The sequence below is a fragment of the Actinomyces graevenitzii C83 genome (assembly GCF_000239695.1).
GTDB classification, from domain to species: domain Bacteria; phylum Actinomycetota; class Actinomycetes; order Actinomycetales; family Actinomycetaceae; genus Actinomyces; species Actinomyces graevenitzii.
Window position 1 is genome coordinate 1,762,446 of the sequence record NZ_JH470338.1, and the last position, 18,636, is coordinate 1,781,081.

At 56.5% G+C, this 18,636-nt stretch carries 21 protein-coding genes, 1 tRNA gene and 4 pseudogenes; 9 read left to right on the forward strand and 17 right to left on the reverse strand.

The annotated features are described in order from the left end of the window. A partial coding sequence (locus HMPREF0045_RS07440) for a tetratricopeptide repeat protein (RefSeq protein ID WP_005987017.1) occupies window positions 1–415 on the forward strand: 415 nt, incomplete at its 5' end. 93 nt (window positions 416–508) lie between these two features. On the opposite strand, the gene HMPREF0045_RS07445 is transcribed toward HMPREF0045_RS07440, so the two are convergent. From HMPREF0045_RS07445 to HMPREF0045_RS11365, 7 genes are all read right to left on the reverse strand, one after another. Further along, entirely contained in the window at window positions 509–1,261 is a 753-nt protein-coding gene (locus tag HMPREF0045_RS07445) for an ABC transporter permease (protein ID WP_005987019.1), read from the reverse strand. Beyond that, window positions 1,258–1,962 (reverse strand): hypothetical protein, encoded by a 705-nt coding sequence (locus tag HMPREF0045_RS07450; protein WP_040315789.1) that lies wholly within the window; start codon window positions 1,960–1,962, stop codon window positions 1,258–1,260. The genes HMPREF0045_RS07445 and HMPREF0045_RS07450 overlap by 4 nt, the downstream gene beginning before the upstream one ends. Before the next feature lie 35 nt (window positions 1,963–1,997). Beyond that, complete coding sequence (locus HMPREF0045_RS07455) at window positions 1,998–2,927, reverse strand: ABC transporter ATP-binding protein (RefSeq protein WP_005987022.1); 930 nt, start codon at window positions 2,925–2,927, stop codon at window positions 1,998–2,000. 352 nt (window positions 2,928–3,279) lie between these two features. Next, window positions 3,280–3,810, reverse strand: coding sequence for a hypothetical protein (locus tag HMPREF0045_RS07460; protein ID WP_005987026.1), 531 nt, complete (start codon window positions 3,808–3,810; stop codon window positions 3,280–3,282). A gap of 332 nt (window positions 3,811–4,142) precedes the next feature. Next, window positions 4,143–4,472, reverse strand: coding sequence for a DUF2185 domain-containing protein (locus tag HMPREF0045_RS07465; RefSeq protein ID WP_005987027.1), 330 nt, complete (start codon window positions 4,470–4,472; stop codon window positions 4,143–4,145). Next, a complete protein-coding gene (locus HMPREF0045_RS07470; protein ID WP_005987030.1) occupies window positions 4,469–5,020 on the reverse strand; it encodes a hypothetical protein in 552 nt (183 codons plus the stop codon). Before HMPREF0045_RS07470 ends, HMPREF0045_RS07465 begins: the two co-directional genes overlap by 4 nt. Window positions 5,021–5,035: 15 nt before the next feature. After that, the gene (locus HMPREF0045_RS11365; protein WP_005987032.1) at window positions 5,036–5,296 is read right to left on the reverse strand and encodes a GH-E family nuclease; all 261 of its coding nucleotides are present in this window, start codon (window positions 5,294–5,296) and stop codon (window positions 5,036–5,038) included. 139 nt (window positions 5,297–5,435) lie between these two features. On the opposite strand from HMPREF0045_RS11365, the gene HMPREF0045_RS07480 reads away from it, so the two are divergent. Continuing rightward, complete coding sequence (locus HMPREF0045_RS07480; protein WP_003793591.1) at window positions 5,436–5,648, forward strand: type II toxin-antitoxin system Phd/YefM family antitoxin; 213 nt, start codon at window positions 5,436–5,438, stop codon at window positions 5,646–5,648. Window positions 5,649–5,771: 123 nt separating this feature from the next. Continuing rightward, window positions 5,772–6,641 carry a DUF2262 domain-containing protein gene (locus tag HMPREF0045_RS07485; protein ID WP_005987045.1) on the forward strand — a complete coding sequence of 290 codons (870 nt, stop codon included), beginning with the start codon at window positions 5,772–5,774 and terminating at the stop codon, window positions 6,639–6,641. A 133-nt stretch (window positions 6,642–6,774) separates the two neighbouring features. Here the strand turns inward: HMPREF0045_RS07485 and HMPREF0045_RS07490 are convergent, their stop codons facing one another. The 4 genes and pseudogenes from HMPREF0045_RS07490 to HMPREF0045_RS10210 all read right to left on the reverse strand — a co-directional run. Continuing rightward, window positions 6,775–7,395 carry a MarC family protein gene (locus HMPREF0045_RS07490; protein ID WP_040315793.1) on the reverse strand — a complete coding sequence of 207 codons (621 nt, stop codon included), beginning with the start codon at window positions 7,393–7,395 and terminating at the stop codon, window positions 6,775–6,777. A 47-nt stretch (window positions 7,396–7,442) separates the two neighbouring features. Beyond that, window positions 7,443–7,592: pseudogene (locus HMPREF0045_RS10205) on the reverse strand (YggS family pyridoxal phosphate-dependent enzyme); the annotation flags it as partial. A 225-nt stretch (window positions 7,593–7,817) separates the two neighbouring features. Beyond that, window positions 7,818–8,051, reverse strand: a complete 234-nt coding sequence (locus tag HMPREF0045_RS09780; RefSeq protein ID WP_231196692.1) for an integrase core domain-containing protein — start codon at window positions 8,049–8,051, stop codon at window positions 7,818–7,820. 118 nt (window positions 8,052–8,169) lie between these two features. Continuing rightward, window positions 8,170–8,508: pseudogene (locus HMPREF0045_RS10210) on the reverse strand (class I tRNA ligase family protein); the annotation flags it as partial. 127 nt (window positions 8,509–8,635) lie between these two features. On the opposite strand from HMPREF0045_RS10210, the gene HMPREF0045_RS07505 reads away from it, so the two are divergent. Then, on the forward strand, window positions 8,636–9,193 hold the full coding sequence (locus tag HMPREF0045_RS07505) for an isochorismatase family protein (protein ID WP_005987051.1): 558 nt from the start codon (window positions 8,636–8,638) through the stop codon (window positions 9,191–9,193). A 15-nt stretch (window positions 9,194–9,208) separates the two neighbouring features. Here HMPREF0045_RS07505 and HMPREF0045_RS07510 read toward each other — a convergent pair. Continuing rightward, window positions 9,209–9,538: pseudogene (locus tag HMPREF0045_RS07510) on the reverse strand (16S rRNA (cytidine(1402)-2'-O)-methyltransferase); the annotation flags it as partial. Between the two features lie 643 nt (window positions 9,539–10,181). Between HMPREF0045_RS07510 and HMPREF0045_RS11370 the strand changes: the two are divergent. Both HMPREF0045_RS11370 and HMPREF0045_RS07515 read left to right on the forward strand, forming a co-directional pair. Further along, a complete protein-coding gene (locus HMPREF0045_RS11370) occupies window positions 10,182–10,511 on the forward strand; it encodes a tetratricopeptide repeat protein (protein ID WP_414105153.1) in 330 nt (109 codons plus the stop codon). 269 nt (window positions 10,512–10,780) lie between these two features. Then, window positions 10,781–11,569, forward strand: a complete 789-nt coding sequence (locus tag HMPREF0045_RS07515) for a hypothetical protein (protein WP_005987057.1) — start codon at window positions 10,781–10,783, stop codon at window positions 11,567–11,569. 141 nt (window positions 11,570–11,710) lie between these two features. On the opposite strand, the gene HMPREF0045_RS11255 is transcribed toward HMPREF0045_RS07515, so the two are convergent. The 3 genes and pseudogenes from HMPREF0045_RS11255 to HMPREF0045_RS07530 all read right to left on the reverse strand — a co-directional run. Further along, entirely contained in the window at window positions 11,711–12,166 is a 456-nt protein-coding gene (locus tag HMPREF0045_RS11255) for an SdpI family protein (protein ID WP_330932957.1), read from the reverse strand. A gap of 229 nt (window positions 12,167–12,395) precedes the next feature. Next, a complete protein-coding gene (locus HMPREF0045_RS07525; RefSeq protein ID WP_040316210.1) occupies window positions 12,396–12,902 on the reverse strand; it encodes an EXLDI protein in 507 nt (168 codons plus the stop codon). A 201-nt stretch (window positions 12,903–13,103) separates the two neighbouring features. Further along, window positions 13,104–13,331, reverse strand: a pseudogene (locus HMPREF0045_RS07530) (terminase); the annotation flags it as partial. A 228-nt stretch (window positions 13,332–13,559) separates the two neighbouring features. Between HMPREF0045_RS07530 and HMPREF0045_RS07535 the strand changes: the two are divergent. Then, window positions 13,560–14,000, forward strand: a complete 441-nt coding sequence (locus tag HMPREF0045_RS07535) for a hypothetical protein (RefSeq protein ID WP_005987065.1) — start codon at window positions 13,560–13,562, stop codon at window positions 13,998–14,000. On the opposite strand, the gene HMPREF0045_RS07540 is transcribed toward HMPREF0045_RS07535, so the two are convergent. Further along, complete coding sequence (locus HMPREF0045_RS07540) at window positions 14,001–15,281, reverse strand: glycoside hydrolase domain-containing protein (protein WP_005987067.1); 1,281 nt, start codon at window positions 15,279–15,281, stop codon at window positions 14,001–14,003. Between the two features lie 68 nt (window positions 15,282–15,349). Further along, window positions 15,350–15,425: transfer RNA gene (locus HMPREF0045_RS07545), tRNA-Thr, on the reverse strand. Window positions 15,426–15,713: 288 nt separating this feature from the next. On the opposite strand from HMPREF0045_RS07545, the gene HMPREF0045_RS07550 reads away from it, so the two are divergent. Together HMPREF0045_RS07550 and HMPREF0045_RS07555 are read left to right on the forward strand one after the other, a co-directional pair. Continuing rightward, window positions 15,714–17,336, forward strand: coding sequence for an amino acid permease (locus HMPREF0045_RS07550; protein WP_005987069.1), 1,623 nt, complete (start codon window positions 15,714–15,716; stop codon window positions 17,334–17,336). A gap of 204 nt (window positions 17,337–17,540) precedes the next feature. Beyond that, the gene (locus HMPREF0045_RS07555; RefSeq protein WP_005987071.1) at window positions 17,541–18,551 is read left to right on the forward strand and encodes an asparaginase; all 1,011 of its coding nucleotides are present in this window, start codon (window positions 17,541–17,543) and stop codon (window positions 18,549–18,551) included. Window positions 18,552–18,636: the final 85 nt, after the last annotated feature.

Consider the following 18,636-nt stretch of genomic DNA (forward strand, 5'->3'; position numbering starts at 1 on the left):
TTTTGGTGAGGCGATTGAGTTGTTTGAGCGGGTGTTGGCTGACCAAGAGCGGGTTTTGGGTCCTGACCACCCTGATACGTTAACCGTCCGCGACAACCTGGCTGGCGCTTATGACTCTGTTGGGCGTTTTGGTGAGGCGATTGAGTTGTATGAGCGGGTGTTGGCTGAGTATGAGCGGGTGTTGGGGGCTGATCACCCTGATACGTTGAACACCCGCAATAATCTGGCTGTCGCTTATGACTCTGTTGGGCGTTTTGGTGAGGCGATCGATGCGTGGGAGAAACTGCTGCCAGACTGTCAGCGGGTATTAGGGCTAGAACATCCACTAACCAAGCGAGTGGAGAAAAATCTTGAAGCAGCTAAGCGCAAGATGAACCCGCCGGATGCGCCATCACCAGAAACCGGTGAGGACTAAACTCTGCTGACTCTGTGGAAGGACGGAGTGTGGAGCGAAGCAACTGTTGTCGCTAGTTACTGCAGCTCGCCGTGCTGGTTATGGGTGGGCTGCTTAGCGTTGCTTTTCGGCGGAGGCGCCAAATGGTTGGCGTGAAAAAGCAATAGCTCCAAGGCTTAAAACAGCTAGGAACGCTACACATACGCAGATTTCCCAGCTGGGGGCGAGTAGTGGCTTGCTGTTAAACAAGCTCACTCGGATCAGGTCAACCAGGTAAGTGACTGGATTACACCTAGCAATTGTGGCAGCCCAACTAGGGAAAGCCTCAATAGGGTAAAACGCGCCAGCAAAAGTAATCAGCAAGACGCTAGTAAAAGACACAGCCAAAAAATTATTGCGCCTAATTGTTACCTGAGTGCCCAGCATAGCTGCCAGAAAACTAGTACCTAAAAGTAACCCCACACCTGCAAGCAGATACATTGGCTGACCTATTGGCGTATAGCTAACAAAGGGCATGGAGATAACAATAATCACCAGGCTTTGCATCGCTGCTAAGAAAGTCTGAATAAGAGCGTGTGCATTCACGAATGCAGGAAAACCGCCGGGAGACAGGCGCACCACATCCAAGCGAAGCCCCTGGATTTCCTCGCGGGCCTCATAGCTTGAACCCTGTATAGCGTTAGTAAAAACGTTTACAACAGCCACTGAGATAATCATGAACGCAACGCCATAGCTAGGTGCTAGGTAAGTTGCTGCAAAGATTGCGAAAAGCGCAGTAGAAAGCAGTGGGCGAGCCAACATTGAAAACGTGTCGGTAGGGTTGCGTCGCAAGGTTTGGTAATAGCGGTAAGCAGTAGCACTAATCAAAGTGAACCTCCAAATGCGCCGTCGACCTGATACTTTTTAGTTGAGCGCTTCACCCACGCAACACCAAACAGCAGGAAAATAAAGCTAACCAAAATTCCTGCCAAAACATGGCTCGGGTTAGAAGTGCGAATAAACTCGTTTAAATGCGTCAGTGGTGACAGTTGGGCTGCAATCCGAGTAATACCAGCGAAAGTATTCAGCGGCCACAACACACAAGAAAATATTACTAGTGCGTCAAGAAGAAGATTTATGAAGTGAAAGGTCCGGTTAAAACGAACCTCAAATCCATACACCAAATACACGCAGCCTAGTGAGGTGGGAACAGCGAGCAGCGCATAGCCCAGCATCTGCCACACAACCACCGGGAACCCTAAAGCGAACCCCAAAGCAAACACAGAAACTAGTGACGAAAACAGGTAAAAACAGCAAACTCCACCAGTGTAGCCAGACAGCCAAGGGATAACTGAGCCCTCTGAATGTAAGAAAGTATCCAAGCGGCCCCCGCCAGCCAAACCCTGGATAGACACCAAGCATTGGATTACGACGGCAGTAAAAAACGCCCAAACCATGTTGGTGTACAAGAAAAAGTTTTGCGTGTCAGACTCAAGATAAGCGCGTCCAAGAAACAATAACGGAAGCACTTCCATGAGCGGCACCACCACTAAAACCCGCAACCAAATTCCCGGCTGGCGAGCATTCATGGTCAGACTGTAGCGCATATGAGCAAATAAACTTCTCACTCAGCACCGCCCAAAAGCCAGAAAGTATCAGCAAGCTGAGCGTCCCGGCGAGTGTAAGTTAGCCCCATCTGGTCAAGCAGATTAGAGTTGGATAAACCAAAAGCAAGCACGTCAACTTCAACTCCGTCGTCCTGGCGAATAACGGTGCGTGCCCCAAGCTCATCATTTAAGCGAGTAATAACGCTCTGCTTCTGACTAGTTGGTACTTGCAGTTGGTAAACCACCTCTCCAGCGCGCATACGTAACTGCTCAGGCGAGGCGTCAGCCATTATGCGGCCCTTAGATAGAAACAGCACCCGATCGCATAGATCATTAACCTCAGTCATGATGTGGGTGCTCAGCAGCACGGTTACTCCACTGTTTTGCAGGCGTCGTATTACTCCGTACACGTCATTTGCTGCCAGCGGGTCTAAACCAGAAGTGGGTTCATCAAGGAAAATGAGTTTCGGGTTGGTGACCATGGCTCGGGCAATGTTGACGCGCTGCTTAAGTCCTGTCGACAAAGTCCACACCTGATCCCCACTGCGATCAGCCACATTACAAAGCTCCATAGAACGGTTGATCCGCTTAGCGCGCTGTGCCTTGTGGATGCCGTACAGGCGGCAGACATACTCCAGGTTCTCTCGCACTGTTAACAGGCCAAACAGCTGGCTTGAATTACTGGAAAAACCCAGTTGTTGACTCCATTGCTTGGACTTTTTTCTGGGTAAGGGCTTGAGCAGGTCAGCGCCAAGAACCTCTAAACGCTTAGCCCGGGTTGGTACCCATAGCCCACTAATGATGCGTAGCAGTGTTGTCTTGCCGGCACCATTTGGGCCAATCAGGGCTACAACCTGACCGGTTTCAAGCGTCAATGAATCAATCGATAAAACCAGGCGATCGCCGAAAGCCTTATCTACACCACTAAGAGCAGCAATTTGTGTCATACCAAAACTCGTAACCAGTAGCTGCGGTGCTGGGTAGGTCTGCCTGCGTCAGCTCGCAGCACTAACGTCTTTGTGATCTAGGTTAAAAATATGGTAGCTGCTTTTGCGGGAATTTTTCAGATTTTGGTGAAAATGTGGGAGGGGGGCCACAGTCTGAGCGGCGGGCCAGGTTCTAGGGGTGGGAGTTGGCGACGGCGTCGAGCCAGTCAGGGGCATAGTCGAGCCTGCTGGTGAAAACGATGCTGTCTCCGTTGTCTTTGATGAGTTCAGGGGGGAAGTGCTGGCCGAGGAGTGGGAGCGCGAGGCCTCGAAACTGTTCCCACATCAGTGGTACTCCTGTCTGTCCGTGGGCTTAGGCGAAGGGGACGCGTGGCATGCCGAACAGGGCCTGGCAGACTTCCTTGGTGCTTTCAATGTGGGCGATCTCGAAGAGCCGTTCGGGTGAGTGCTTCAGGAACCAGGGAAGGTTGCCGGCAACATATGCGGAGTCGTCTGCAAGGATCCCCGTGGATGAGCCCTCATGGAGTAGTTCCCATGACTCGGGATCTTGTGACCAGCCTGGAGCAGGAGAGAGCCATCTGAACGCAATGCCGATATCCTTCAGGTTCCAGCTGAGTCGAAGGAAGTCAAACAATTCCATCACGAGCCATTGCTTAATCGGGATCAGGTCGTTGGTGCGTATGTCGCCACGAGGCCTGTAAGACCGTTCACTTGTGCCGCCGAAATAGAAGCCGTCCTTTCGCCAGATGTGTATAAGGATTTGAGGGTCTGGCCCGTTGAAAATAATGTGTTCTTCGGACAGTTCATATACTTCCCTATTCGCGGAGGAAACGACTGTTTCACTGAAGTTGTCATTCCTTAGTAGGGTACTTCTGGTAGTCATATGTAATGATTCCTCTCTTTTCCAAATCTTCCAATGGGATCTCCACGAGTTTTCCTGTAGTTGCGTCTGGCTCCCAAATCTGTAGCTGTATCGCGCCTCCTGGTTGCCCGAACGCGGGCGCAACTGTCCCATGCGTAGCTACGCACCCTTCGGGAAGCTTACCTGTGAGATGAGCGCGCATGTCGGGTGGGCCAAGAGAGTAGGGGGCATAAAGTCCGCGTTCGGCGAGAGAAGGAATGCTCCCATCCTTATGTAAAGCTGCCGCATATTTGCCGCCTGGATCCTAGCGCCCGGCGGCTCACTCACCTGTGAGGGTGGGACCGCTGCGTGAGTCAGCGGAAGGAAATCTCTTTCTCGGTCTTGTTATCGAACCATCGCCGACGTCTGTCAGGTTCGACGACGAGTTGAATGTCGGAGCCGATCGGCAGGTCGTAGATGCCGATGCAGGCGGGCTCAAGGTTGCACAGCTCGTTGAAGTCGACGACGGTCATGTTTTTTGGATCATCCAGGTACTCGGCGGTGTCGCGGTCGGATAGCACGCGCCAGCCGGAGTCCTGAGGGGCAAGCGGTACATCGCGGATCATCCACTTGATGTTCCCCGTTCGTTCGACAATTTTCCGCGAGACGATGGCCGCGCCGGCGTTGTTAATGAACGTGATCATGCGTGTTCCTCAGTGTGTTTCTCGCTTCCGGCCGCGAGGTAGTCGTCGATGCGGTCCGCGAGGGCTTGTCGGTCCTCGAACGCGCGGACGAGTTTATGGAAGGGCTTGCCTCCGTCGACGACGGTTGTAAAGCCCGGGTCGGGGGACGCGAAGACGACGTCGTAGATGGGTGCCAGGTCCTCGTCGGAGTAATCCTGCGTGGAGATCAGGTGGACGAGGGGGATGCACCCGTTTTTGTCCGGTTGACCGAGCGCTACGCCTCGATCCAGGAGGCGACGGCATAGCGCGACGTCCCGGTTGACGTCGCGCGCGCATTGCGCGAAGAGAATATGAAACGGGTTCGTTCCGTCCGTGGTGCCGGCATCGAGAACGCAATCGCGGTCTAGCAGGAAGTCGCACATCGGGTAACGCTGCGCGGGATCGGTGTTGCTGAGCGCCTCGATGAAGAGGCTCTTGCCCCACCGCACGCGCTTTTCGTCCCCGTCGGCAAACAGCTCCTTGAATTGATCGAAGGTTCCCCTGTACGCGACCGCAAAGATAGACGTCATCAGCGATTCCACCCGCTACTCGTCGTAATGACCCCTGTTTCTCGATGAAAACTCGACTCGATAGTTCTTTGGTTCAATATACCAATCTAGAAATTGCTGTGGCGTCATCTCGCCATTGACATACGATCTCCATACGTCACTGTACTTGTGACCGGGCTTATGCCCCATGCCCCAGATGCCCGCTCGGGGCTGGCCCGGCTGCCAATCGATCGGTTTGCCGCGCCAGTCACGCAAAACGCCGTCGGCATCGGTGAATGCCTCTCTGACCTTGTCCACAATCCCCTTGCGCCACTGTTGTTGTCATCGGAGTTGTGTGTGTCGGCCTCGTCCTTGGTGGACTTGGTGTCGGCGTCGTCGGTCTTGATCTGAGCCTATATTCTGGCCACAATTATGGCTAAGATTGAAAGGAGCAGTTATGTCGACACTGACGATGGGGCTCGCCGAGGCGAAGAACAACTTTTCGCGAGTGACAGCAGAGGTGAATAGGACGGGGAAGCCTGTCACGATCCTCAAGAACAACAGGCCGTGGGTGGTCATTCAACCGGCGCAGCAGTCTGAGAGTGCTGTCGATGTCGCTGTTGACTTCATGGATGCCTACGCGGACGTGTTTGAAGAGCTCGCGAAGTGAACGCTGTCGCGTTTTTGTGGGCTAATCGCCTTCTGTTTTGTGTTGGTGATTCAGTTATGGAGCATTCGATGGAGTAGGGTTCGTCGTAGCGAAGCGGCAGCCCTGGATCAAGGAGGATGGCGCGTGGATCTGCTCGAATACATGCGTGCGCAAGATAACATGACGCAGGCTGAATGGGAACGCACCTTCGAGGAAGAGGTACGGGAGATACTCGTCCTGCTCGCCGGCGGCAGTGGAGCCGGCAAGAGGAACGGATTCTGGGACGTCTCGCACTACTTCATTGCGTATGTGGACTGCCAGACCGGCGCACTGCACGCGGGTGGTGGCCGGATCGTCTATCCCGTCAGCGACGAGCAACACGATGCCGGAGGAATCCTCGATCGCTTCCGTCGGGAGGCGGTGTACCGCCTCAAGGCGCGCAAGAAGATTCGGCACGAGGTTCCCGAAGGCGTGACCGCTTCCTCGCAGAACCAGTTCCTGATCGTCGAGGTCCTCGAAGAGGATGCCCCGTGCCCCGCCTTGGAAGAGGTGCTGGCCGACTATCGCAGGCCGGTCGTGGTGGTCGACGAGGTACTCGGAGAACTCACTCTCGACAAAGACCTCGACATGTTTGAAGGGGAGGTCCTGTGGCGCGGCGAGCAGATCTGCCTGTCGCTCGAGGTTGATACGGCGAACGAGGGCACCTGGGCTGACGCCAGGCGGGCGATGAAGGAGATGCTGGCGGAGCAGGATCGCTGGGACGGTGACATGCGCGCGAGCGCCGCACGTGAGCTCACCGAACTCGCGTGCGAGTGGCGCGAATCCGCCGACGAGGATGTCCCTGAGATTACGGAAGAGAGCTTCGCTCGCCGGATCGAGCTGCGTAGCATCGCGATGGACACCGACGGTTCATTTTCCGCCTACTTCGATGACGACGACATGTTTTTCGGGCACTGTGTCACCGTATACGGAACTCTGGCCGATGGGGTGACCGCGGCGAACATGGAGGGATGAGCGCCGCAGGCCCGCGCAGGATCAGGCGAGCGTGTCGTTGTGAACTGCCTCCCGTTTCTTGGACATCGAAATTGAAGTCCGGGGAATGGGAGGTAGTTCAGATTCGTGGGACGAGGCTGGGGTGGGCTTTCGCTTAGAAGAGCTGGAGTGCGCGTATCCCGTGGATGACGAGCTCGACGCCGATGACGAGGATCAGGAAGCCCATAATTCGTGTGATCGCGCCGACGCCGGTAGCTCCGAGCTTGTCGATCCAGGGTGTTCCGTAGCGCAGAAGCACCGCGATGGTGGCGGCCGTGATCAGGATGCCCAGGACAATTCCGATCTGAAAACCGACGGCGGTGTTGCGGGCGGCCAACGCGATGACGACGCCGATCGAGCCGGGTCCTGCAATGAGGGGGAGCGCCATGGGGGAGAAAGACACATCCTCCTTGAGTGTCGCGTGCTGGTCCTCCTCATTGGTGGAGCGGCGCTTGTTCTCCAGCATCGAGAAACCCGAGTGTGCGACGACGAGGCCGCCGGCGATCTGCAGGGAGGGCAGGTCGAATCCGAAGAAGCGCATGATGAACGAGCCGCAGACTGTAAAGGTTGTCAGGATTGCGAACACGTAGATACCGGTCTTCCACGCCTGCGAGCGAATTGCAGCAGGGGTGTTACCGGCGGTGAGGCCAGCGAAAGCGGCGAGAGCGCCGATCGGGTTGGTGATCGGCGCGAGCGCCAGGATCGACGCTGATATTCCAGCAAAAACGCTCGTCATGCTGTCAATCTTAACGGGTGCGACACGGGTGTGGGTGAGCGGTCTCGTTAGGCGCGGCGGGGGCCGAAAATCGCGGTGCTCAGGCGCGCGATCGTCGCGTCCTCCGCGATGGCCCACTCCAGGTCCCGGCTCATGCCCATCGACAGATCCAACGAACGATCCGGGATCCCCAGGCGCGCCGAGGCCTCGCCCGAGACGTTCACCTCCACCACCACGCGCCCGTGACTTTGAGCGATTCACCCCACAACCCGGGCAGCCAGCACAGCGGTCACAGGAGTCTATGTCGAGCACCAGAGCGTACTCACGCTGAGCGGCAGCAACCAGGGGGAAGCCCTCCAAGTCGACGAGCAGATCACACTGATCACAACGATCAAGCGACACAGAGCAGCAGGTAGGGTGAGACACCGCCCGAGCGCTGGATTCTAGTGGTGGTTGTAGAAGTCTTCGATCCAGGTGGTGACTCCGGTGTAGACCTGGTCGCGGGTGGTGAAGGCACGCCGGTAGTAGTACTCGGTTGTGAAGGTGGCCCACAAGGATTCGGCAATGGCGTTATCCCAGCACACGCCGGCCTGCCCCATCGACACGGTTCCTTTCACGGCGCGCATGTAGGCGGCCAGTTTCTGGGAGGTGACCTGTGTTCCCCGATCAGCATGCAACACGACCCCTGCGGGGAAGCCGCCACGGGTTGCGGCGGCCATGTCGAGTGCGGTGATGACCAGGGCGCGTGTTGTGCTGCTCGCCCATGGCGTATCCCAGGACTCTACGTGAGTGTGCATCGCGCATGGTGGCGAACATGTCCTGCACGACGCGGTAGTGGTTGCCGGCGGTCGTGCGCGTGAAGAGGTCGTAGGACAATCCGAGCGCCACGAGATCCTCGACGATGAGGCGGTTGTTCTGATCCGCGAGTTCACGCGCGCTCACGCCCGCGCCGTCGGCGGCCACCAGGATGGGGGTGCCGTGTTCATCGGTGCCGGAGACCATGAGCACGTCGTGGCCGGCCATTCGCATGTACCGGGAGAAAACGTCAGAGGGGACACCGAATCCCGCAATGTGGCCAATATGACGGGGGCCGTTGGCCTAGGGCCATGCGACGGCGGACAGAATACGACTCATAGCCCCTAACAATACTGCCTGGCAGGCTCAAACGGGGAACCGGCACCTTTTTGCGGGAAAGGCACGCTCTCCGCAGGAAGAGCGCTCGGTGCTATCCTGGCCAAAACGCCACTTTCATGGAGAAAGCATGACTCGCGCACTCATCATCGTCGACGTTCAGCCCACGTTCTGCGAGGGCGGTGCCCTGCCTGTCACGGGCGGCAACGCGGTCGCCGAGGCCGTGGCCGCCTACGTGGAGGCCCACCGCGGGGAGTATCAGCTGATCGTCACCACGCAGGATTGGCACATCGATCCGGGCGCTCACTTCTCTGAGACGCCGGACTTCGTGGACACCTGGCCCCCGCACGGCGTGGCGGGCACGGACGAGGCCGAGCTGCACCCGGCGCTCGCCCACGTGAACGCAGACGTGACGATCAAGAAGGGCCAGTACGAGGCCGCCTACTCGGGCTTCGAGGGCACGACAGAGGATGGAAAGACGCTGGAGCAGGTCCTGCGCGATGCCGACATCACGGATGTGGATGTCGTGGGCCTCGCCGAGTCGCACTGCGTGGCCTGCACGGCCGTGGACGCTGTCCGCGCCGGGTTCCCGACGCGCGTGCTGCGTGAGCTGACCGCCCCCGTCTCCGAGCAGCTGGGAGAGCAGGCTCGCGAGTGGATGATGACGGAGGGCGTCGCCCTCGTCTGAGGTTCCCCGGCCTCGTCACTTCGCGGCGAGTGCCGCCTTGTAGAGGTCGTTCTTGCGCGCGCCCGTGGCGGCTGCGACCTCGGCGGCAGCGTCTTTGAGGCGCATACCTTCCGCCGCGAGCGCGAGGACCGCGCCGACGTGGTCCTGCGCGCGCGCCGAGCGTTGGTATCCGGCGACGACGATGGTGACCTCGCCGAGCACGTCGTCGGCGCCGGCCGCCAGCTCCCCGAGGGGGCCTCGGCGCACCTCCTCGTAGTCCTTGGTGAGTTCGCGGCACAGCGCGGCGGGCCGGTCCGCCCCGAAGACCTCGGCCATGCGAGAGAGCGTGGCGGCTGCACGCCGGGGGATGCGTGGCTGGCGCGGCTTGTCCACTACGGTGACGGCGAGGTTCGCTTGCTCAATCGACAACAGTGCCAATGGCGTTCTGTTTGCCAAAGTGATCACGTAGACGAGGCGGACGATCGCTCCTTTGCTCTCCCGCTCGCAACGCAGCCACGGTGGGAGTATGAGTTTTCCTGGCAGCCGGGAGATGTGCTTGTCCTGGCGACAGAAGGTATTGCGTACTACTTAGATTCGGAGACAAAGGTTGGGCACTATCTGTCGAGGTCGTGGTGTAGCCCGCCCGATCGCTGGGCGTTCCTAAGCGATGTAGCCTTCCGGACGCTCTGTGCTGGTGGCGACAGGACGGCGGTCGCCTTGTGGCGCACGGACGTCGAGCACATTGCTGGTTCTTCCGAGTTGGGTGTGGGTGGAGGCGTCTAGGCCTCCTGTGATGAGGGGCATTCGGAGTTGGTAGTTGGTGGGGTTGGGGTAGCCTCTGGCGGTGCGTCTGCCTAGTTCGATAATGTCCGTTGATGGCTTCGCTGCGGTGCGTTGCTGGCTCCGGCTGTCTCGAAGTAGGCCAAGTGGGCGTCCTTCCATTTGCGTAGGATCCGGCCCAGGCGAGCAATTTCGGAGATGGGACACGTTGGTAGGCGCTTAATGAGGTATGTGGCCAGGCGTCGGCCGTGGGCGGGTGTGGCTTGATGAGAAGACGTCTCGCACTTGCTGGACGCGGCGGCGTACCTCAAGGGGCATCGCCGGCGAGTTTGATGATGTGAAAGGCGCCGAGCACCCTACCACATTGTCGTCCCGTAGTAGTCTGGCCTACTCCTATTCATGCGCTGATCAAGTTGCTGAGGCTATTGATATTTGTGAGGGGATGCTGCCAGAGTGTCAGCGGGTGTTGGGGCCAGAACATCCGTTCACAAAGCAAGTTAAGAATATTCTTGAAATGGCTAGACGTGAGATGAATCAGTCTACGGCGTCGTCGGAATAAAAATACTTAACCTGGTACGCAGCTATTTGAGATAGCGCAAACAATATGATTCATCCCTTGTGGTGCGCGACACTTAGGATTAGGCTTGTGTTGTTGACACTTCAATAAGGGGGCACTGCCTTCGGGTAGTGATTCTGAAGGGTCTTGGGGCTGCTCACATCTAAATGTTGGCGCGACAATGCTGGTCGCGCAGTGGATGCGGGATTGGTGATTATTTAGCTTCCCTGAGTGACAGGGTAAGAAGATAGTGCGTACCTAAGGATGCTTACATGAACATTCTCAAGCAAACTACAAATAGCAGCAAAGCGACGATTGCGGCGGTTGCAGCAGCTCTAGCAATTGCCTTGGCTGTTACAGGCGTCTTCTTCTGGAATCGCCTCACTAACAACACCAACACCATCTCGGCGGCTTCCAACATGAGCACCGCTGCTTCTGTCACTACCTCCTCCAGTGCGCAGAGCTCACCCCTAGCTAAGGCAACCACAACCCCTACCGCCACAACCCCTACACCTACTCCAACGCCTACCCCAACTGTCACGGCTTCGAGTATGCCTCCATGTGAAGAAGGGACCTTAGCTCCCGATGGAACCTGCCTGCACCCGGCTTCTGTGAAGTGGCTTAGTGATCTGCTGCCTGATCCGACCACCGTAGATCGCACTGATCCTGACGCGGTGTGTGCCGCTTATGTCATCACGTATCAGACTTGGGATGCCTCACGCGATATCACGACGGCGTATGCCTCTATCCGGTCAAGCGTTTACGAAACTCCTGAGATTCGCGGAAACCACATCCCCAATCCTGACGTAGTGAAGGGACAAGGAGAATTCCTGCCGCTTGTGCCCGGTAAATCACACACCACTGTCACTATTAAGTACATAGCCACTTACGGTGAAAATAACAATCCTGAACGGATCCCTGGCCGTTGGCTTCGTACAGTAGGTTTCGTTCGTACCTACGCTGACGGTTCCCATGAACCTGTTAGCAGTTGGGCTTTCATTAGTCTCACTAAACAGGAAGACGGTACCTGGGCAGTAAGCAATAGCGATTGGCACTACTGACACGCTGAAAACTAACTAAGGGTGGCGGCGTCGAGCCAGTCAGGGGTGCAGTCGAGCCTGCTAGGGGAGGGCATTGTCAACCTGCTGGGGCGACGGCGTCGTCGCCATAAGCTGCGCACAGGCGTGGAGAACTCACTGGTTCTACTCTGGTTTTTGCGATGGATCGGAGTTATAGCTCGCCTTGTACATCCATATAATTCCGACCAGACTTTGTACGCTAAACACAATTACCGGAATAAGTATAGAAATAGTCTCGTGGTAGATTCCTTGAAGGATAAAGAGTAAACCTGAATCTGCATAAGCAGTGGCTAAGCAAATGACTGGTACTGAACCTGCTCGTTGAACCTGATACCAGGACGACTCCGACTCTAATGCTGCCTTCGTCCTGATTCCCGCCCACATATTCGGAGGCAACTTGTCATTTCGCATAGCTCGCGCCAGACCAGCCAAGCAGAAAGCGCTAACAAACGCTAAGAGTCCTAGACCAAATGAGATGATCTCATCCATCAGATTAGTCCCTTCCAGACTTAGCTTCACTGCTAGATAGAACCATCTTATAGCATGATGCAAGATGTTGAGTGATTGATGTCTCTGCATACATTGAGCACATGGCGGGCGTCGTGCTTAATTTAGTTTGAGTGCTTAGCGTGTGCTCATGCACGGACCAAAGGTGGTCACGATGGATACAAAGGCTGGGGTGGGTGCAGTACGAGGCCGCTGGGTGCAAGGTTCGGCATCGTGGGCGCCATAGCCCGGCAGAGTGCATATGCCAGGAAGATAAACATACCAATCTAAGTAATTGGAGGCTCAGGCAAATCCTTGCTTGTTAAATATCCAATACCTCGTAGGGTTTTGCTGAAAGCGCGGATTTACATTGCTCAGCCAAGTACGCATCCGCCAACTCCAGCTGTGCAATATCTGGATATACCTCTAGCGTTTTGTCACCTATTAACCAGAACTCTCGTGACCAGGTCTCGGGATGATCCCAGATTCGGTAGCTCCCTTTAACCTCATCAGGTAAAAGCCTGCGGATTTTTGTTGCAACAGCGAGCTGCCCTTTTGCTGTTTCGTAAATTGTATTAATTTGGACACCACCATCCACCGGGCGTTCAACACGGACTATCTCTCGGCCGTAAAACATCACCTTCCTCCGCGAGCCGTTTTCGTAGAGCGTTAGTTCTATTCTTCCGTAACCTTTTTCAGTGTTATGTCGGTTGGTCAAATAGTCCTGAAGTGCTTGGACGACAGCCGCTGAAACACTTTCCGCGTGCTGCGCAGCTCGTTCAAATAGTTCCATATCCGCTTCTGAGACGTAAATATTCTTTGTAGGCATGTTTATAAACATACTCATACTTTCTCCGTTTGGCAACCCTGCAGAAATGTCACTGGTTCCAATTGTGAGGAGGGTATCGACGGTAGACCTGGATGGCATACATGATGATGGGCGTTAAGACAGATTGACTGCGAAGATAGAGAAGCCCGAGGTCATATGCACCTGGGGCCAAGGGGTGCAGCCGAACTACAGACTCATCCGTCGTTGACGCGATAGCGATTGTTCCGTCGGGGTGGATGGTGGCATGGTCTCACCCTCAAGCAACGCACTATCGCCCACGTCACCGCCCTCCAAACCGAAGGGGTCGAGGTCTGCGGGTTCAAGCAGGCGGGAGGCGGGCTTTCCGGCCTCGAGCTTGTCCTTGAGTTGGTCAGGTTTCGCGCCTGCGCGCACGCGCCTGCCGCCCCGGTTGGTTCCGTCTTTAGCCACGCGCCTCGCCTCCTTCCCAGGGCGTTGTGCCCCGGCGTGAAGGGCGAAAGGGGTCAATACCGCGTTTGAATCGGTGTTTTTGCGCGCGGTTGACCCCGCCCGCTGAGGAACCCAAAACCGGTAGAGATCCGACCGTCCCTACCCATAGCTTGGATGTGGGAAATCTGCTACCGTAAGCAATAAACTTTCGTAATGAAAGACAAGGGAGCCAGGTGAAGGAAGAAAAACGTGATTTTATTAATTAAAAGCAGCATCATTGGCATCAAAGCAACCCTCGGAAGGGTGCCTATCGCTTTAAGGCCCAGCCTGGTTTATATAATTCTTATGCTGGTGTCAGTGATTCCGCTGCGGCTGCTACATTTCTCTGCTGGATCGATAGGAAGGATGATTCAGCTCGGGCTTCCTATACTTATGTATTTCATCCTAGCCCCGGTACTGGCAGCAATGAGCATCAGACAAGAAGAGTTATCAAGGGGGAACCTTCCTGCCTTGATTGTAGCTGGCGTGATGCTGTTTTTATGTATTCCAATCAGCCGATTAGCGTACTTCGCCTTTTGGGAGAACCAGTATTTCACTTTTTGGGCCATTCTTGTAACTGTAATTCCTTTTGTTGTGACTGTTGTGGCGACCTTAATAAAGATTAAAGTCGCCACAACAAAGGTGCAGTAGTTAGCGGCTAAAGATGAAGCTAGCTAGCGCTTTGCAGCAGGCGGTTATTACGTCTGAATCCGGAGTTCCAGATGCAAGCAGATCACTAAATATTGCGTCACTCAGTGTCGTATTATCCTCGAACTCGGTAGCTGCGTTCCCTTCTTGTTTGGCACCTACACTCCATGCGATTTCCTTGAAGCGGTTAGCCAGGCGCGCCTTATCGGTGTAGTAACTGCCCAGGAAGTTAGACAGGATGTGAGTATGTTCATTCTGCTTGGGTAGTTCACGAGCAAAAACAATCGCATCGCCGTCTGAGCACATGTCTGCATAGTTGCAGGTGTTACGGATATGATCACCATCTTTGTAAAGCGTGTACCCGCTGAGCCCAGGATCACTAAGGTAGTCGTCTTTTTGGCCGACAAGACCGCGTGCTGCTCTGTCTAGATTAACCTGGCGATCTTTGTTCCAGTTCTTGAGTTTCTGTAGTTCACCCATTGCTGTGGCAAGATCGCCTGCCCATCCAGTCCAACGGTCTGGAACCACGTTGGTGTTGAGGTATCCGAGCGTGGTGACTGCCATGTGAGGCATGTCTACTTCGCCCCCAGCAACGTCGATCAGGTGCTGTTTACGATCACCGCACCAGCGTTGCCAAGCTGCAATGATCTTCTTAGCAATCGGATCATTTTCCAACACGCTGGCATCAGCGCCTCGCCAGGGTTCAGCTGCCACTGTCCATTGGAATGTGGAACCGGAACCGCCTTCTGCAAGGTATTCCTTCGACAGGTAGTTCAAGATAGCGCGCCATGTAGAAACCTCGACGGTAACGACATCTCCATGGGAGGTTGAAATATAGTCGCGTCCGACTTTATTGTCCTTGCGAAGTTCGTTGAAGCGTTTTTCTAGATGCCAGATCAGGTCAATCGGCGAGAGCTTCTCATAGTCGGTTGCAGTGTTGGGGTTAGGGTCTTCTACGGTCTGTGGGGACACGTAGGACACCGCTGGCCAGGCGTTGGAATAGGCGACTTTGTCCAGATCCCACTTGCCTCGATATCCGGAAATCTCGGTGAACTGGTCGTAAGTCCAATCCTTCGGGATTGAGAAGCCGAGGTTTCCTGAAAAACCTGTGGACATGTCAGAAACGAAAGCAGTGCCGGCGTAGCCCGCCTCGATGACCCGGGTACAGATGTTGCGGGACGCGTAGATGCCTACTCGGTACCCACCGCCGAGGCTGTCACGGACTGCTCGGAAATAGGGCATGATGTGCGTTGTGACCTGGTCGTCAGTCGCGTCAAAGTCCACAGCGAAAACGCCACTCCGAACACTTCCCGGCAAACCCGGAAATCTTTGTATCCAGAGTGACGTTCTATTGGAGCCGCCTGCGGGAATCGAACCCGCGACCTATTCATTACGAGTGAATCGCTCTGCCGACTGAGCTAAGGCGGCATATCACAGCTTCGGCTAATGGCGCCGTGAGTAGCCTGAGCTAGCGTACCGACACAAGTGCCCTATGCGCAACTACGCCACAAGCACCTGTACAAATGTAATGAATTGTATAGACTGCCTTCTCCACTGCCACCGCTGGTAGCCACTAAAATCTAACCAGGTATTGACAATGCCTTTTGCGTCCAGCGTAGAGCCATGCACCCTAGCTAGCGTAGAGCCATGTACTTTACGGGCGCGGTTGCTGGTGAGGCTGTAGATGCAATCCGTCCCGATAAGAGATGAGTACTTATGGCTGAGTCCCAATCAAATTATGTTGAGCCAAGTCCTAAGCCAAACGCTGCGTTAGCAGATAAGGGCGACGGCGGCTACGACAAGGCCCTACATAACCGCCACATGCAGATGATCGCTATCGGCGGTTCTATCGGTACCGGCCTGTTCCTGGGGGCCGGTGGCCGCCTGGCGCAAGGTGGCCCGGGCCTAGCAATCGCCTATGCGGTGTGTGGTTTCTTCGCTTTCATCATGGTGCGCGCCCTGGGTGAGCTGGCTATTTACCGCCCCTCCTCGGGTGCTTTCGTGTCTTACGCCCGTGAGTTCATGGGGGAGAAGGGTGCCTACGCTACCGGCTGGCTGTTCTTCCTGGACTGGGCGGTGACGGCGATGGCGGACATCACCGCAGTGGCCCTGTATATGCACTATTGGCCCACTTTTAGGGGTATCCCGCAGTGGGTGTTGGCCCTGGTGGCGCTGGCTATCGTGTTTGCTTTGAACATTATGTCCGTCAAGTTTTTTGGCGAGATGGAGTTCTGGTTTGCACTGATCAAGGTGGTCACCATTTTGAGCTTCATGGCTCTGGCTATCTGGGCGATCGTCACTGAGCGGGTGATGAGCGTGCCAGTGAATGTGGGCAATATGGATTCGGTGCAGCTAGCTGACCGCACCTCTCGTATTGAGCTGTATTCTCACGTGGCTAACGGGCACTTTGAGGTCACCAGTGGTTTCCACAACTGGACCAGCTTTGGCGGCTTCCTGCCTATGGGGTCGTTTGCGATCGTCACCTTGTCTATGGGGGTTATTTTCGCTTTCGGTGGTACCGAGATGATTGGTGTGGCCGCAGGTGAAGCCAAGAATGCCCGCGAGATTCTGCCTAAGGCAGTTAACTCCATGATTGGCCGTATCGCCTTCTTCTATGTGGGCGCGGTGGTTTTGATGACGCTGGTGCTGCCCTGGACTGCCTACGACAAGAACCAGAGTCCTTTCGTTACCTTCTTCACGGCCCTGGGTGTGCCTCACGCTGGTGACATTGTGCAGATCGTGGTGCTCACGGCGGCCCTGTCCTCGCTGAATGCGGGCCTGTACGCCACTGGCCGCACCCTGCGTTCTATGGCCCTGGCCGGTGAGGCCCCCGCCGTGGCCGCTAGGCTCAACCGTCACCAGGTGCCTGCTGGTGGTATCGCTATCACTGCCGGTTTGGGCATTGTGGGCGTGATCATTAACGCCGCTGTGCCCGCCAGTGCCTTCAACATCATTATGGATGTGGCTGCTGTGGGTATTGCTGGCACGTGGATTAGCGTGCTGATTTCGCACTGGATCTTCGTTAACCGCGCTAAGCAGGGTTTGGTGGAGCGCCCCAGCTACCGCCTGCGCTTTGCCCCCTGGTCTAACCTGATCGGCATTATTTTCTTCGCTATCGTCATTTTGGCTATGGGTATGAGCGACGACGGCCTGATCACCCTGGGTATTGCCTTGGGTTGTGTGTTGGCTATGGTGATTGGCTGGTATGCGGTGCGTGACCGTATCGACGCCGACCTGATGGACAACATGCTGGTGGAAGACATTGAAGACCCTCTGGGTGCTTCCGCTGAGGCCGCCGTCGAGTTTGCCTTACAGCAGGCTGAAGAGGAACGCGCCTAGTCTGCGCACTGCCCCGCGCTAGCCGGGCTCCCGAGTCTGTCGTAGGGCGCTGCCCGTCGGTCAGGTTTTGGGGTCCGGCGTGCGCCGGCTAGAGCGTGGGCCTGCTTTGGTCCGCACCAACCCTAACGTTTGTCCGCATAGCTTGGGCTGTGCGGGCAAACGTGCATTAACCTAGATAAAACAGCCTTTTTGCAGGGGGGTCTCATGACAATCCAGGTAATTTATTCAGGCGGCACAATTGGCATGGTGGACTCGCCTCACGGCCTGGTTCCTGGTGCGGATCTGGCCGGTTGGCTTGAGCGGGTGCTGGCGGGAACGGCCCTGGCTGGTCAGGTGCGTCTGCACGAGTTAGCGCCCCTGATTGACTCCTCTAACGCCACCCCCGCCGACTGGCAGGCCATTGTTGATTGCGTGCGCACCTCCGCCGACGACGCCGCTGGTTTCGTGATCTTGCACGGCACGGACACTATGACTTACACCTCCTCCGCCTTGTCTTATGCGTTAGCGGACTTGCAGGTGCCGGTGGTGGTTACCGGGGCGCAGCTGCCGCTGGGGGCTTTGGGTTCCGACGCCGCCGGTAACGTCCTGGGTGCCCTTACGGCCGCCTCTAACCCCGCTAATAAGGGTGTGAGCCTGTTCTTTGGGCAGCATTTGCTGCGCGGTAACCGGGCCACTAAAGCCTCCTCTTGGAGCTATGAGGGCTTCGCTTCGCCGTCGGCAGCGCCCCTGGCCCGTATCGGGGCGCCTTGGCATTGGGACGACGCCGCCCTAGCCGCCCATGCTTTCCGAGGCCCGCAGCCGCTAGCTACCCCCAAGCCCTATACGCGCCAGGATGTGATGGTGGCTTCACTGGTGCCCGGAATTACCGCCGAGCGCCTGGAAGCAATGCTCACCCCAGCCCCTAAAGCCGTGATTTTGCGGGCTTTCGGGGTTGGTAACGGCCCCAGCGCCGAGCCGGGCTTTACTGAGCTGATTGCGCGGGTAGTTAAAAGCGGCACAGTGGTTGTGGTGTCTTCCCAATGCCACCAGGCCACGGTGCTGCTGGGGGCCTACGAAACCGGCGACGTGCTAGCCCAGGCGGGCGCCGTCGGCACTGGGGACATGACCCTAGAGGCCGCCTACGCCAAACTCGTTTACGGACTCAGCCAGGGCCTAACCGGAGCGCGCCTGGCCGAGTTCTTCACCCGCAACCTAGCCGGCGAGCTCGAGGCCTAAGCCCTAGCGCCCCGCGCCCGCGCATCTGGGGCCCGCGCGCCAAGCCGAGCCCGGCCCGCCCGGCCGGACCCAGCGCGCAAGCCCG